The 15584-nt window shown below is 38.5% G+C and carries 16 protein-coding genes and 1 pseudogene; 3 read left to right on the forward strand and 14 right to left on the reverse strand.

The genetic code is table 11. From position 1 onward, the window contains the following. Window positions 1-12: 12 nt before the first annotated feature. The 8 genes from hslU to ylqF all read right to left on the reverse strand — a co-directional run bounded on the left by hslU (window position 13) and on the right by ylqF (window position 9192). Window positions 13-1413, reverse strand: a complete 1401-nt coding sequence (hslU, locus tag KFO35_RS05135) for an ATP-dependent protease ATPase subunit HslU (RefSeq protein WP_002290222.1) — start codon at window positions 1411-1413, stop codon at window positions 13-15. Window positions 1414-1426: 13 nt separating this feature from the next. Next, a complete protein-coding gene (hslV, locus tag KFO35_RS05140) occupies window positions 1427-1975 on the reverse strand; it encodes an HslVU peptidase proteolytic subunit (protein WP_002290221.1) in 549 nt (182 codons plus the stop codon). Between the two features lie 35 nt (window positions 1976-2010). After that, window positions 2011-2916: a tyrosine recombinase XerC gene (gene xerC / locus KFO35_RS05145; protein WP_002315200.1), complete on the reverse strand. Its 906-nt coding sequence runs from the start codon at window positions 2914-2916 to the stop codon at window positions 2011-2013. Between the two features lie 197 nt (window positions 2917-3113). Next, the gene (gene trmFO / locus KFO35_RS05150; RefSeq protein ID WP_080000586.1) at window positions 3114-4490 is read right to left on the reverse strand and encodes an FADH(2)-oxidizing methylenetetrahydrofolate--tRNA-(uracil(54)-C(5))-methyltransferase TrmFO; all 1377 of its coding nucleotides are present in this window, start codon (window positions 4488-4490) and stop codon (window positions 3114-3116) included. Next, window positions 4459-6537: a type I DNA topoisomerase gene (topA, locus tag KFO35_RS05155; protein ID WP_002288411.1), complete on the reverse strand. Its 2079-nt coding sequence runs from the start codon at window positions 6535-6537 to the stop codon at window positions 4459-4461. The genes trmFO and topA overlap by 32 nt, the downstream gene beginning before the upstream one ends. A gap of 121 nt (window positions 6538-6658) precedes the next feature. Further along, entirely contained in the window at window positions 6659-7516 is an 858-nt protein-coding gene (dprA, locus tag KFO35_RS05160) for a DNA-processing protein DprA (protein ID WP_024636191.1), read from the reverse strand. Window positions 7517-7571: 55 nt separating this feature from the next. Next, window positions 7572-8339 (reverse strand): ribonuclease HII, encoded by a 768-nt coding sequence (gene rnhB / locus KFO35_RS05165; protein WP_002315203.1) that lies wholly within the window; start codon window positions 8337-8339, stop codon window positions 7572-7574. After that, on the reverse strand, window positions 8332-9192 hold the full coding sequence (ylqF, locus tag KFO35_RS05170; RefSeq protein ID WP_002315204.1) for a ribosome biogenesis GTPase YlqF: 861 nt from the start codon (window positions 9190-9192) through the stop codon (window positions 8332-8334). Before ylqF ends, rnhB begins: the two co-directional genes overlap by 8 nt. Before the next feature lie 256 nt (window positions 9193-9448). On the opposite strand from ylqF, the gene KFO35_RS05175 reads away from it, so the two are divergent. Together KFO35_RS05175 and KFO35_RS05180 are read left to right on the forward strand one after the other, a co-directional pair. Then, window positions 9449-9847 carry a VOC family protein gene (locus tag KFO35_RS05175; protein ID WP_002290207.1) on the forward strand — a complete coding sequence of 133 codons (399 nt, stop codon included), beginning with the start codon at window positions 9449-9451 and terminating at the stop codon, window positions 9845-9847. A gap of 236 nt (window positions 9848-10083) precedes the next feature. Continuing rightward, a complete protein-coding gene (locus KFO35_RS05180) occupies window positions 10084-10626 on the forward strand; it encodes a folate family ECF transporter S component (protein WP_002315205.1) in 543 nt (180 codons plus the stop codon). An 87-nt stretch (window positions 10627-10713) separates the two neighbouring features. Here the strand turns inward: KFO35_RS05180 and lepB are convergent, their stop codons facing one another. From lepB to fakB, 6 genes and pseudogenes are all read right to left on the reverse strand, one after another. After that, window positions 10714-11265: a signal peptidase I gene (lepB, locus tag KFO35_RS05185; protein WP_002290203.1), complete on the reverse strand. Its 552-nt coding sequence runs from the start codon at window positions 11263-11265 to the stop codon at window positions 10714-10716. Between the two features lie 149 nt (window positions 11266-11414). After that, the gene (locus KFO35_RS05190; protein WP_002309571.1) at window positions 11415-11642 is read right to left on the reverse strand and encodes a YozE family protein; all 228 of its coding nucleotides are present in this window, start codon (window positions 11640-11642) and stop codon (window positions 11415-11417) included. Continuing rightward, a complete protein-coding gene (gene msrA / locus KFO35_RS05195) occupies window positions 11639-12157 on the reverse strand; it encodes a peptide-methionine (S)-S-oxide reductase MsrA (protein ID WP_002315206.1) in 519 nt (172 codons plus the stop codon). Before msrA ends, KFO35_RS05190 begins: the two co-directional genes overlap by 4 nt. Before the next feature lie 19 nt (window positions 12158-12176). After that, window positions 12177-12889, reverse strand: a pseudogene (locus tag KFO35_RS05200) (YpmS family protein). 5 nt (window positions 12890-12894) lie between these two features. Then, a complete protein-coding gene (locus KFO35_RS05205) occupies window positions 12895-13788 on the reverse strand; it encodes an SGNH/GDSL hydrolase family protein (RefSeq protein ID WP_010732778.1) in 894 nt (297 codons plus the stop codon). A 156-nt stretch (window positions 13789-13944) separates the two neighbouring features. After that, window positions 13945-14787, reverse strand: coding sequence for a DegV family protein (gene fakB / locus KFO35_RS05210; RefSeq protein WP_002290196.1), 843 nt, complete (start codon window positions 14785-14787; stop codon window positions 13945-13947). 129 nt (window positions 14788-14916) lie between these two features. Between fakB and trhA the strand changes: the two genes are divergently transcribed. Then, window positions 14917-15570: a PAQR family membrane homeostasis protein TrhA gene (gene trhA, locus KFO35_RS05215; RefSeq protein WP_002290194.1), complete on the forward strand. Its 654-nt coding sequence runs from the start codon at window positions 14917-14919 to the stop codon at window positions 15568-15570. Window positions 15571-15584 lie beyond the last annotated feature (14 nt).

Genomic DNA, 15584 nt, shown 5'->3' on the forward strand with positions numbered 1-15584 from the left:
CGTCCTCCGATTTTATAAAATATAGCGACTTAAATCTTCATTTGCCGCAATTGAGCCAAGTTTGTCATCAACGTATGCTTCTGTGATCGTTATTTCACCCATTTGCATATCTGGTGCTTCAAATAATAGGTCTTCTAATAGTTTTTCCAAAATAGTATGCAGTCTACGTGCACCGATATTATCTGTGTCACGATTGACATCGAAAGCAATTTGAGCGATCCGTTCAATTGCTTCTTTTGTAAATGTAACTGACACATTTTCTGTACCAATCAATGCTACATATTGTTTTATTAAAGCATTATTCGGTTCAGTCAGAATTTTCACAAAATCTTCAGCTGTCAAATCATCTAATTCTACCCGTATTGGGAAGCGTCCTTGAAGTTCTGGAATTAGATCACTTGGTTTAGACAAATGGAAAGCTCCTGAAGCAATGAATAGGACGTGATCTGTTTGGATGATTCCGTATTTTGTGTTTACTTGTGAACCTTCGACAATTGGCAATATGTCTCTTTGGACGCCTTCTCTGGATACTTCTCCAGATTGCTGTGATTTAGAAGTAATCTTATCGATTTCATCGATAAAGATAATCCCGCTTTCTTCTGCTAATTTGATTGCCTCGCTGTGGATATCAGCATCCTTGACTAGTTTTGCTGATTCTTCTTTGATTAATAACTCTAAAGCTTCTTTGACCGTTACCGTCCGTTCCACTTTTTTCTTTGGTGTTAGAGCACCTAACGTTTCATTTAGGTCGATCCCCATTTGCTCCAATCCATTGTTCATCATTGGTGCAGGTTTCTTTTGATCTTCGACTTCAATGGTTACTTCACGATTGTCCAGTAATCCCTTTTGTAGTTGTTCCAAAACTGTACGGCGGTTGATCCGAATATCTTCTGTCACTTCTTCTTGTGGTTCTGCGTTGTTTTGCTGACTAGCATTAAAAAGATTCATCATTTGTTCAAATTGATTAGTGGATTGTTTCTGTTCTTTTTTTATACCAGGCACTAAGATTTTTACCAAACGTTTTTCAGCATTTTTTTTAGCACTTGTGTATACACGGCTGTATTGCTCTTTTTCTACGATTTGGATCGCATTTTCTACTAAATCCCGGACCATTGATTCTACATCTCTTCCGACATAACCGACTTCAGTAAATTTTGTTGCTTCGACTTTGACAAATGGTGCATTGACGATTTTGGCCAAACGTCGCGCGATTTCTGTTTTACCGACCCCTGTAGGTCCGATCATCAGCATATTTTTGGGTGTAATATCTTGTTGCATTTTTTCATCTAACTGCAAACGGCGGTAGCGGTTACGCAAAGCGACGGCAACAGATTTTTTTGCTGCATGCTGTCCTACGATGTACTCGTCTAATTCACTTACGATTTGTCTTGGTGTTTGTTTCAATTCATACATATTTACTCACCTCTTACAGTTCTTCTACGATAATATTATGATTAGTAAAGATACAGATGTCTGCGGCAATATTTAACGCATTTTCTGCAATTTCTTTCGCACTCATGTCATTTTGAGCATAATTTTTCATTGCTCGGGCTGCGGCCAACGCAAAATTCCCGCCTGATCCGATAGCTAAGATGCCATCATCTGGCGTAATTACTTCTCCTGTACCTGAAACAAGAAGCATTTCTTTCTCATTCATTACGATCAGCATCGCTTCAAGTTTTTGCATAGATTGCTGTGTCCGCCATTCTTGAGCTAATTCAACAGCTGCACGTTGCAGATTTCCATTGTATTCGTTCAGTTTGCCTTCAAATTTTTCTTCTAAAGTAAATGCATCTGCGACACTTCCGGCGAAACCTACAACGACTTCGCCATTGTAGATACGTCGTACTTTCTTTGCTGTGCCTTTCATGACAACAGATTCACCCATTGTTACTTGGCCATCTCCAGCCATGGCAAATTTTCCGTCTTTTTCGACAGCACAGATTGTGGTTGAATGAAATGGTGATTCGACCATGTTTGTTTCCTCCTAAATTTGTTCTTTTCCTTATTTTACGCTCTTGGATGGAATGAACGATAGTTTTTTTGTAAACTTTCTTTTGTTACATGGGCATAGATCTGGGTAGTTGATAAATTGGCATGTCCTAACAATTCTTGGACTGTCCGCAAATCTGCCCCATTATTTAATAAATGAGTGGCGAATGTATGACGCAGCATGTGGGGATGGATATCGCTATCCAAGCTGCTTTTTTTGATCATCTGATTCAAGACATATTCAATACCAGTAGGCGTGATTGGTTTTCCATGATGATTCACAAAAACAATATCATGCTCTTCGTGATATTTTGTCATCAATACCTGACGGCCTTCTGTGAAATATTCTTGTAGAGCATCTTGGGCAAAAGAACCTAGAGGCGCGTATCTCTCCTTGTTTCCTTTACCATGAATCAACATGACCTCTGAATCAAAATCAATGTCTGATACCAACAGATTGCTACACTCGCTTAAACGGATACCAGATCCGTAAAGGACTTCCAGCAAAGCGCGGTTCCTCAAATCTAGAGGACTATCTCCTGCTACGCTGTCAAAAAGTGCTTGCATTTCATCTTCATAAAAAAAGCGTGGCAATCTCAAATTTTTCTTTTTGAGATGAACGTAAGAAAATGGATTTTCTTTTATCACTTCTTCTTTGAGAAGGTACTGATAAAACGAACGGAGGCTAGCTATCTTGCGACTGATAGAGTTTCTGCTATAGCTGGGGCGATGATCAGCTAATGCACTCAAATAGACACGAACCGTAAAGTATTCCGCCTTCAGCAGATCAGCGTCTCCAGATTCCTCCAAGAAATGTTTAAAATGGAGAATATCTTCTTCATATGCTTCTTTCGTTTTTTCTGAATATCCTCTTTCGACAATCAAATAACGCAAAAATTTTTGTTCCCACGTGGCTTCCGTCATTTTCTCACCTTCCTTTTGTCCCAGAGAATAATTTAGCACAGCGTCTACAAAAAGACAAATAAATTGTCAGAATTTAACCAATATTTCTAAGTTTGTTCACAATTAATGCAATTCCTCACATTTTGTTTGAGAAATCCTTAAGAAAAACGCAAGAAAAAGAGCGAGACTATCCGTCTCACCCTCTTCATCGAGTTTGCTCACTCATTTGGGACTGCTGTTTTTTCTAATTCTTTTTTTATTGTCTCATTCGCTTTTAAAGCGCGTTGGGCAATTGCTTCATATCTTGCTTTTTTGTCCCGAATGCGTTCCGGCAATTCAGGAAACAGACCGTAGTTGGCATTCATTGGTTGGAAATGTTTTCCTTCCGCATGAGTAATGTAATAAGCCATGCTTCCAATAGCTGTTTCTTGTGGAAACTCGACTGGTTCCATTTCTTTTGCTAAGCGTGCGGCATTGATTCCAGCAAGTAATCCGCTTGCTGCACTTTCAACATAGCCTTCTACACCAGTCATCTGACCTGCAAAGAACAAATCTTCGCGTTTCGTTGATTGATACGTCGGTTTCAGTAATTCTGGCGAATTCATAAAGCTATTTCGGTGCATAACACCATAGCGAACGAATTCAGCATTTTCCAATCCAGGAATCATCCGGAAAACACGTTTTTGCTCGCCCCATTTCAAGTGAGTTTGGAAGCCCACGATGTTGTATAAAGAAGCTGCAGCATTGTCTTGACGTAGCTGGATAACAGCATAAGGACGTTTGCCAGTTTTAGGATCTTCCAATCCAACTGGTTTCATAGGACCAAAAAGCATTGTTTTGAATCCACGCTGTGCCATTACTTCGATTGGCATACATCCTTCAAAATATTTTTCTTTTTCAAAAGATTTAAGTTCTGCCACTTCGGCATTGATTAGTGCCTCATGGAAAGCTCTGAATTCCTCTTCTGTCATCGGACAGTTCAAGTAAGCTGCTTCTCCTTTGTCATAGCGGGACTTCAAATATACTTTATCCATATCGATCGTAGCTTTGTCTACGATCGGTGCAGCTGCGTCGTAGAAATAAAAACCATCTGAACCATTGAATGCTTTGATGCTTTCTGCCAATGGATGAGAAGTCAACGGTCCTGTTGCTACTACGGTGATTCCTTCTGGTATTTCAGTAATTTCTTCGTTTATCACTGTTACTAATGGATGCTCTTTGACTTTTCGGGTAATCGTTTCAGAAAAAGAATCTCGGTCAACAGCTAAAGCACCACCAGCTGGCACTGCTGTTTCATCTGCCGAAGTGATTACTACTGAATTCAATCGTCGCATTTCTTCTTTCAATAATCCTACTGCGTTAGCCAAACTGTTTCCTCTTAGTGAATTGGAACATACTAGTTCAGCAAAATTACTTGTGTGATGCGCCTCAGTCGATTTGACTGGACGCATTTCATATAAACGGACAGGTACTCCTGCTTGTGCGATCTGCCAAGCAGCTTCACTTCCGGCAAGTCCTGCTCCAACAACATTTACCATTTTCAATGAAAGAACCTCTTTTCTATTATTTTTGGATGTCTTCTTCGTAGTCTCCATTTACACAGACTACTTGTTTGCCACCTTTGACTTTCTTTTCGACCAGATATCCGTCACATTTTGGACAATTTCTGCCCACTGGTTTATCCCAAGAAGTGAATTCACATTCTGGGAAACGAGAACAACCGTAGAACAGTCTGTTTTTCTTAGATTTTCGTTCGATGACTTGCCCTTCATGACATACTGGACAAGTCACACCGATTTCTTTTACGATCGGTTTGGTATTCCGACAATCAGGAAAATTGCTACAAGCATAAAACTTCCCGTATTTCCCTAATTTTATCACCATCGGATGTCCACAGACATCACAATCGAATCCTGCTGGTTCATCTTTGATTTGGATTTTTTCGATTTTTTCTTCCGCATTCGTCAGTTCTTTTTCAAACGGTTTATAGAAACGATCGACTACTTTGACCCACGCTTCCGTGCCTTCTTCGATTTTATCCAAATCTCCTTCCATTTCTGCTGTGAAATGGATATCGACGATTTGAGGGAAGAATTCACAGATCAGCGAATTGACAATCTCTCCTAATTCTGTCGGCTCAAATCTTTTTTGTGTCAATTTTACATAGTAGCGTCTTTGGATCGTATCAAGTGTTGGTGCATAAGTGGAAGGTCGCCCTACCCCGTTTTCTTCTAGTGCACGAATCAACGTAGCCTCACTGAAACGTGCAGGTGGTTGAGTAAAATGCTGTTTTGGTTCAATATCAACAGATTGGACGACATCGCCTTCTTCAAGTTCTGGAAGAATATTTTCTTTCTCTTCTTTGCCGTCATCTCTACCTTCCACATACACTTGCATGAATCCTTTGAATTTGATTTTTGAACCGTTCGCAATGAAGATCACACCATTTTGTTCTAATGTTACTTTCATTGTATCTAAAATAGCCGGCGTCATCTGACTAGCCACAAAACGTGACCAGATCAATGTATAAAGTTTCAATTGATCTTTATCTAAATATTGTTTGAGTTCATCTGGTGTACGAAGCACACTTGTTGGACGCACAGCTTCATGGGCATCTTGTGCACCTTGAGCATTTTTGATCTTTCGGTGATCATGTCTAGAAAATTCTTTTCCATACGTATCTTCAATAAATGCTGCGGCCTCTGCTTTTGCTGTATCGGCAATCCGGGTAGAATCAGTACGCATGTATGTAATCAAGCCGACTGTTCCTTGTTTACCCAAAGTGATTCCTTCATATAATTGTTGTGCTACCATCATGGTTTTTCTTGTTCGAAAGTTTAATTTACGGGCAGCTTCCTGTTGCAGGCTACTTGTAGTGAAAGGATTCGCAGGGTTTCTTTTGCGCTCTTTCTTTTCTACTTTTTTAACTTCGAAGTCTGTTCCATCAATTCTAGCAGTGACTTCTTTTACACTTTGTGCATCTGGTAATTTCTTTTTCTTACCGTCGATTCCCCAGAAATTTGCTTTGAATTTCTTGCGAGCTTTTTTAAAATTACCGTCGATGCTCCAATATTCTTCTGGAACAAATTCTCGGATCTCTTTTTCACGGTCAATAATAATTTTTAAAGCGACAGATTGGACACGTCCTGCACTTAACCCTTTCTTGACTTTGCGCCAAAGAATAGGGCTGATCGAATAACCAACGATTCTGTCTAAGGTACGACGAGCTTGCTGTGCATCTACTAAATCTACATCGATTGTTCTTGGTTCCTTAAAGGCTGCTTTGACTGCATCTTTTGTGATTTCATTGAAGACCACCCGATTTTTTTCTTTCAGATCCAACCCAAGTAGGTACGCTAAATGCCAAGCAATCGCTTCTCCTTCTCTATCCGGGTCACTTGCCAAGTAAACTTTTTGAGCTTTTTTTGCTGCGGCTTTCAGGCTTTTGATGACATCGCCTTTTCCGCGTATAGAAATATAATGGGGTTCATAATTGTTTTCAAAATCGATACCCATTTTACTTTTCGGTAAATCTCTTATATGGCCAACACTGGCCATTACTTTATAGTTTCGTCCAAGATATTTCTCAATCGTCTTGGCTTTTGCAGGTGATTCTACAATCACTAAATATTTATACGCCATTACTGAATGGACTCCTTTCCATTGTCGTGTTCCTACTATTAAAAGAGGATTCATACAAATCGTAGCTAATCATATCCATTCAGAAAACGTTTGTCAAGAAAAGCAAATGAAAAGTATGGTGTTATTCTTTAAATTCTGCCAAGATATCTTCACCCGAAACCGTGCAAACTGCACCGTCTTGGATCAAATGATGACATCCGGTAGAATGTTCTGTTAAAATATTTCCTGGAACAGAAAAAACTGTTCTTCCAAGATCCAATGCTTGCTGTGCTGTTATCAGAGAGCCGCTTTTTTTCTTGGCTTCAAAGACACATGTTCCTTTAGACAAAGCTGCGATAATACGATTTCTCATTGGAAAACGATGCTTTTTCGGGCCGGATTGAGGAGGATATTCACTCAAAAGAAGATGATCATTTGCAATCACCTCTTGCAGGTCACGATTTTCAGCAGGATAAACTTGCTCTATCCCTGTTCCAATGACCGCGATTGTCCGTCCACCATGAGAGATTGCTGCTTGGTGACTGTAGGTATCTATCCCTTTCGCGCAGCCACTGACGATCACATATCCAGCTTCTACCACTGGTTTTAGTAAATAATACACTGTTTTTTTTGCTAAAGCAGAAGTACGTCTTCCACCAACAACGCTCAACATATTACAAGAAAGTAAAGACAGGTCACCACTGTAAAACAGGACAATTGGTGGATAGGTCAAGTGAAGCAACTGAGGGGGATAGTTGAGATCAAAGCAAGTAACAAACGACTGTTTCGATTGGATATTGTCCCAATTATTGTGAATTTCTTGCCAACTTGTACGGAACAGCTCCCGATGTGCGGTGATTTTTCCTATCTTAACGATGTCTTCAAATCCGATTTCTTTGTAAGGATACTGCATCATCCAGTTAGCAAGTGCCCATTTCCCTTGGCTACTGATTCCTTTTGCATAAGCAAGTTTCAATAAATTCTCTTCTATTTGATACATCATAAAACCGCCTTTCGTCTCTCTTTTTAATAAGATACGTAAAAGCGGCTGTTTTTTATTGTAAATATTTTTTTACAGGTGCAAAACTTTTGCGATGGATTGGCGTAATCCCTTGTCTTTCAAGTCCTTCTAAGTGTTCCTTTGTTCCATAGCCTGCATTATGCGAGAAACCATACCCAGGATAAAGCACGTCATATTCTTTCATCAATTGGTCTCGATATACTTTAGCAATGATACTTGCAGCCGCAATCGACACAGATCGTGCATCCCCTTTGATTATTTTTTCCTGCTGTATAGGCAAATCCAAGGTCATCGCATCGATCAACAAATAGCTTGGTGCAATAGACAAGTTTTCTACTGCTTGGATCATCGCCAATTTACTTGCTTCATAAATATTCACTTCATCGATTGCCTGCTGATCAATGATTCCGATCCCGATGGCCAAAGCTTTTTCTTGAATTTGTTGAGAAAGAAGTTCTCGTTTTTTCTCTGATAACTGTTTTGAATCATTCAGCCCTAATATGATCTCATTTTTCGGCAAGATAACTGCAGCTGCCACGACAGGTCCAGCTAACGGTCCTCTTCCTACTTCATCAATGCCGGCAATCCATTGGTGACCTTGTGCGTACCCTTGTTTTTCAAAGCAAAACATTTCTTCATATTTTTCCTTGATCAATGCCTCTTTTTTCAATCGTCGTTCAAAAGAAACTAGCGCTTGCTGTACGCCTTTGCGTGGATCGTTTCTCAATGATTCTAGTGTAGGATCATCTATTCTCTGTATGCTTTTCAATCGTTCTTTGATACTTTGGATGGATTCATTCATCGCTTTTTTGCTCCATTTCTTCGCAACGATCCAATGTGTATCGACCAAGTTTTCCTTGACGGATATCATGCACGACTAGTTCGCTGCCGCGATCATAGTCTTCTTTATACCCACGTTTTGCTGTGATATCCATCAGCAATTCCGGTGCCAATTTTTCTTCTTGCTCGATTGGCAAACCATAACGATCGCTGATTCTTCCTGAATAATATCGGGCAAAAAAGTCCAATCCGTAAATCGCCAAATCATCTAAATGGACAAGTTGGTCTTTGATGGCGCCTGTCAGCGCTAGTTTTTTGCCGATTTCTTCATCTTCAAATTTAGGCCATAAAATCCCTGGTGTGTCTAACAATTCCAACTCGTTACCTAAACGAAGCCACTGCTGACCTTTTGTTACACCTGGTTTATTTCCTGTCTGAGCAATTTTTTTGCCTACTAGTCGATTCATCAACGTAGACTTTCCAACATTCGGAATACCCAACACCATTGCCCGAATAGCGCGAGGCTTGATCCCACGAGCAGCGTCTCTTGCTCGCTTTTCTTTCAACGCTTCTTTAGCTGCAGGTACTAGCCCTTTGATTCCTTTACTTTCTTGTGCCGTGATAGCTAACGCAAGGTGGCCTTGCTTACGAAAATATTCTTGCCACAGCTTTGTCTGTTGTGGATCTGCTAGATCCGCTTTATTCAACAAAACAAGCCGAGGCTTTTGCTGAATGATCTGATCTAGCATTGGATTACGAGAAGATAAAGGTAAACGTGCATCTACCAATTCAAATACGATGTCCACATATTTCATTTTTTCAGAAACTTCTCGTCGGGCTTTTGCCATGTGTCCTGGAAACCATTGGATGGTCATTGTTCTCTCCATTCCTTTCATATCGGAATATTCTCCGACTTTACTTGTTTTTTTTCAATATATATTCACTTTTTCTATTATAAAAAAATCCTATCTATTAGTTAAGTGAAAGTGAACCAGTCCTCATTCTATCACATCTTCTCTTTTTTGATGATGTAAATTTTTTATTTTGATCTCTCTATACGAGCCTGATTTTTTGACAGCGCTTCCTAAATAAGAGATGATGGACGAACAAAGCAGAAAGGAGACGAAACAAATGAATAGTATGGTTTTTGTTAATTTTCCTGTTGCCGATGTCAATCGTTCCGTTGCTTTTTATGAAAAGCTTGGGTTTAAAAAAAACGAAGAATTCTCTACTGAAGAAGCTAGTTCAATGGTGTGGGATGACACTTTTTGGGTGATGCTCCTCTCTCATGATTTTTATAAAAAATTTATAAAAGATAAAGAAATAGCCGATAATAAAAAAACAAGTGGCGCTTTGATTTCGTTTAGCATGGACAACGCGGACAAAGTAAAAAAATTCGCTCAAATTGCCAAAGAAAATGGTGGTACTTTCCACGAAGTCGATATGGGAATACCTGAAGAAGAAATGTTTTCATTAGAAGTCCAAGATTTGGATGGAAACACATTAGAACCCGTATGGATGAAGATGTAAGCAGATAACGAAACTGACGTTTTTATAACAAAAAAATAGAGATGGGTGATATGATAAGTATTCTCCACCTCTATTTTTTTCGATCGTACAATTGCCTTTTTTACAGTTTATAAAATCAGTCTTCTTCTCCTTTTATTAGTCGTTGGATGGTTACTTTTGTAAATCGCAAAGGTGTCATGACACATCGGCGATTTTATGGTATCCTTTTCTTATTAACTGACAAAGGAGAGAATATTTTGAACACTTTGATTGCAAAAGACGTTTTTAGATTGCCTGAAATGAATGCAAGATTGTTATCGACCTCTGCCCTTTTATTAGCCCTTGATGTCATCTTATACAAGATAGCGATTGGTCCTGCTTATTTTCAAGTCACATTCGGATTTTTAAGTATGGCGCTTATGGGTTATCTATATGGGCCGATCTGGGCTGGTTTGCTTGAAATGTTGTCGAACACTTTGAATTTCACAATATTTGGTTCAGGTACGTTTCAAGCTGCTTTTCTTATCACAGCATTCCTTGGTGGGTTTATCAATGGCTTATTTTTATATCATAAAAAGATAAATCTGCTTTCCGTCATCGCCGCCCAACTATTGATTATGATTCCAGTTAGCCTTTTTATCAATTCTTGGCTGATGTCTGTTTTGTTTGGTGCAGATTTCAAAGTGATTTTTCTAGGCAGGGTTATCAGGAATATGATTCAGATTCCTATTCAAGTAACAGTCGTTTATTCATTTATCAAAGCTTTAGAGGCTAGAAAAGTGTTTAAACGAGCTGTTTGATTTTATGTACTAAGGTAATATGCTGATTTTGGACCAAACGATAAAGAGGTTGTGACAAAAGAATGGTCACAACCTCTTTATTATTTCTCACTGGATCCATTTTATTTCATCAAGCGGATAATACACAAATCTTGCTTTACCTAAAATATCCGTTTTATTGATCGTACCAAATGAGCGGCTATCTTTTGAAACTCTTCGATTATCTCCAAGTACAAAGTAACTATCTTCGGGAAGCTTCGATTGACCCGTCAGTTCTTGTAGTGTGAAGTCCGTCGTATAGGACGCATTTGCATGATCTGACTTCATGTTTTTAGTTAGATAAGGCTCCTTCACTACTTTTCCATTGATCTTCAATTGATCATTTTGGTAGCTAACATTTTCTCCTGGAAGCCCAATCACTCGTTTGATATAAATCGTCCCATCTGCTAATTGAAAAACAACAATATCAAATCGTCTGATCTCCGAAAATTTTTCCATCACAACCATGTCGCCTTGTTTCAAGACATTTTCCATTGAATTGCCTTCCACTGGTACAGGGATGAACAAAAATCCCCGCAACATGAACGCAATGAATACAGAAACAAGCAAGTATTTGAATATAAGCCAGAAGCGATCAATATAGCGTTGTTTTTTTGTCAATCTCTATCAATCCATCCCTCGTTTTTTCATTCTTTCTTTATTATAAGAAAAATATCAAAAAAATGCGACTAGATAGCTGAAATAAAAATAATTCTTTCTATCAAACTGTTGGACAAAAAGCGCTTGGATCATAAATGGAAAGCCAATTTTTATAAGTCATGATTGTTCTCTAAATATTTTTCCCAGGCTTCGTCAAAAATATCCATGGATGGCAAATAGTCGACATTCAATTCTAGATAACTAGAAATTTCTTCGTAGCTAGAGCTATGCTTAGGGAATTGGATATCTTTACCGGCTTCTGTAGCAAAAATAGATAAAGTATCATGTGCACCACCGCCTCGCAGTGTCATTAAATAGTGAAAAAAGCTTCGATTCACCCTTCGTTCCTCCAATTTTCTTCAATAAAGGCAGCCCGGCGTGCATGGTTTCTTTTAAAATTTTCAGCATGCTTTTTATAATACTCTTGATGGTCTTCTTCTGCTAGATAAAATGGTTGGGCTGGTTCGATTTTCGTAACGATTGGCTGTTCGAAACGTCCACTTTCAGCTAGCTGTTTCTTACTTTTTTCAGCAATGATCCGTTGTTCTTCTGTCAAATAAAAGATGACCGGACGGTAATTGTCGCCGCGATCCTCAAATTGTCCAAAAGCATCAGTCGGATCCGTTTGCTGCCAGTAAAGTTCTACTAACTGTTCATATGAAATCAATGTTGGATCATAGATAATCTCCACGGCTTCCGTATGTCCAGTCGTTTGGCTTTTTACTTGTTCATAAGTTGGATCTGGTACGTGTCCTCCAGTATATCCTGACATCACTGTATGAATACCAGGAAGCGTATCGAAAGGTTGGATCATACACCAGAAGCAGCCTCCTGCAAATATTGCTCGTTCCATTATTATTCCTCCTCTAATACTACTCATTTGATGTTTTATTGTTCTCTTTTGTTTTGCTTTCAGTACTGCTTTGCTAGTTTTGTTTGTATTTGAGTTGTTTGAAGCATCAGAGGTATCTTTTGGCAAATATAGACTAAATCGAATGTCATCATTTACTAAGTCGATTTTATCTGCTTTAATATACATCCCGTTTTGCATTCGGAATTGATCTAATCTAAGCATGATAGTCAAATCATCTGTATTAACTTCGATCCAATCTGGCAATTTATAGTTTCTCTTGATCATATTCATCACATCTTTGATTGGCAAACTCAATGTTCCAATAGAAAGACTTCTAGCTTTTAGTTGGACATTTCCATTTTCCATCACATAAGGATCAAAATATAAATAGAAATTGATAGGAAAACCTAATACTTCGAAAGTACCATTGAGCAGTGCTTCATTTTCCAAATAGAATTTATATTCGATATCACTATCTTTTTGATACTCACTAAGGAAAAAGCTAATGATTTGATTGACTTTTTCTTTATTTGAATTGATCGTGAGGACAGGATCGCCTTGCCTTTCCGTGAGGGCAGGTATTTCTGGGAGTTCTGGTTCCCGATTAGCAAAAATACGGCTACCTAAAAATACTGTCGAACCGAGTACTACCCCAAGAAGGATAAGAAAGGCGACTTTCCAGTAATTCATTTTCTTTGCTTTGTTTGAAGTTGCTCCAGATCTTGTTTTCATGTTTTTTAATCGTCCTCCTTCTCTAGCCATTGGTTTTGTGTCTCGATCAGCTGATCTCTCACTGCATTTGCCATCAATTGATAACCTAAATTATTCGGATGGAAATGATCTTCTTCGTAAAGCACATTGTTTTTGATGCCATTTAGATTTTCTGTCGTGCTAGTTGTTTGATCTGTGCCTTCTTCTGTGACACCTACTTCCTGATTCAATCCTTGATAAAGCAAATCGTTGATTGGGATAAAGTAGCAGTTCGGCATTTTTTTCGTCACCGTTTCTGTTCCTTTGTTCCAATTATTAACGATGGTCTGCATGTCAGTGATTTCAGGAAAGTTCAAATAAAATGGATTGTAGATGCCTAAAATATAAATTGGCGCGGTTTTATTGAGGGATCGAAATTCTTCCAATAGTTCTGTGACATTTTCCTGATAGTTTTTCAGTGGTTTTTTAAAGGAATTGACCGTTAACCCGAACAAATTATTTTGGATAACTTTCATCAAATCATTTCCGCCAACAGTCAGCGTGATAAAATCAGCTGTTTTGATATTGTTTCGAATTTCTTCTTTTGTTTTTACTCGCTTTAAGATCTGGTCACTTCGTTCACCATTTACACCATAATTTTCTGTTTCAACCGCAGTCAAATTATAACGGTCTTTTAGATCATTTGCGACAAGGGGAACGAAGCCTCCTTGTTTGGTTTGATCTCCTACTCCTTCAGTCAGCGAATCTCCGATAGCTATGTAGTGAAGTTTTTCTTTTTTATTTGGATCTTCTCTCACAGTAGTTACTGGTTTCATTAGAGGGCCAGCTTTCGGTATGGAAGCAGCTAGACCTGCATAGATGATGATCGCAATTAATAATGGGAACAAAACGAGGATCAAATGTCGTTTCGTTAATTTCATCTTTTCACCTCTTGTATTCGATTGGTCTAATGTTATCAAAAATTTTCTCAAAAAGGTAGTCTTTATGAAAAAAGAAAATAATTATTTTCCTATTTTTACAAAGAAAAAGAGAATAAGCTAAAAGCCTTGCAGGCTGAGGGCTTATCCTCTTTTTGACTAGTCTACGTAATACATGATTGCAAACGCGTCTTTCCCAGTATGCGTAGCGATAACCGGATTCGTATGCAGTACAGGGATATGCATATCAGGAAACAATTCTTGCAGACCTTCTTTGAATTCTTGTGCCAATTCTTTTGCATCCGCATGTGAGATGCCGATTTGCCGCACATTTGGCAATTCTTTCAGTTCGTTTTTCAAATTATTGAACCATTTGTCGAACGTTTTCTTTCCTCGCCCCTTCGTTACAGGAATCAATTCAGAGTGGGCGAAATTCATCACCACGCGTATGTTCAAAACACTAGACAGTAAACCAGTCGTTCGGCTAATTCTTCCACCTTTTACCAAGTTGTCTAGTGTGGAAATTCCGATGTATAATTTTGTATGATCTTGTACTTTTTTGACTTCTTCAAGGATTTCCTCTACTGATTTACCTTCTTTTGCTAATTCAGCTGCTCGAATTACCTGAAACGATAATCCTTGGTCAGTGGTATCACTGTCGATAACCGTTACTTTCGTTTTTGTTAAATTACTAGCTTGTCTTGCTGCTTCTACTGTTCCACTCAAGCCTTTTGTCATGTGGATCGAAATCACTTCACTGCCGTCTTCTCCTAACTCATCATACATTGAGATGAATTCTCCAATCGGTGGTTGGCTGGTTTTTGGCAGATTTTTTGCTTTCGCCATCATTTCCATAAATCTTTCACCGTCTAATTGGTCATCATCCGGATATACTGTTCCGTCGATCATGATGGATAGCGGCATGACACGAATGCCTAAAGCGTCGCGTATGTTTTTTTCCATCGTACATGAAGAATCTGTTACGATTTTTACGTTTGTCATTATTTTCTCTCTCTTTCTTTAACAAGATGCCTTATTCATGTTAAACTACATGTAAGACAATTTCTATTTTTAGTATAACAGACAAATAATGATTTTTCATTAATTACACCTAGTAAAGGAGCCGTTTTCATGGAAAAAACGAAATTTAATCGAACGTATGAAATATTAAATGAAGTGTTTAATGCAATCACCCATGGAATTGGGACTGGATTGAGTATCGCAGGACTAGTGATTCTTTTGATAAAGGGTGCCCACTTGCATTCCTCTCTCCATATTGTCTCTTATGCTATCTATGGATCGATGATGATTCTTTTATTTTTAACGTCTACGTTGTTTCATTCATTGATTTTTACAAAAGCAAAAAAGGTGTTCCAAGTATTCGATCATAGTTCGATTTTTCTTTTGATTGCAGGAAGTTATACTCCTTTTTGTTTGCTGAGTATCCGAGGATGGCTAGGTTGGACTTTATTTGTATTGATCTGGTTGTTTGCGATTCTTGGCATTATATATAAAGCGTTGACGTTGCATAAACGCGAGAGAGTATCAAAAGTATCTACGATCATCTATATTTTTATGGGGTGGCTCTGTGTCGTGGCTGCTGTTCCTCTTTATCATTCTCTTGGAATGACTGGTGTTATTTTGATGGTGGCAGGCGGCCTTTCTTACACGATAGGCGCATTCTTTTATAGTTTGAATTCTATCCGCTATATGCATGTTGTTTGGCATTTGTTTGTTATGTTAGGTGCAGGTTTTATGTACTTCTCTGTTTTATTCTTTACTTAATAAAAAAGCTATTG

Source organism: Enterococcus lactis (assembly GCF_015751045.1).
GTDB lineage: Bacteria > Bacillota > Bacilli > Lactobacillales > Enterococcaceae > Enterococcus_B > Enterococcus_B lactis.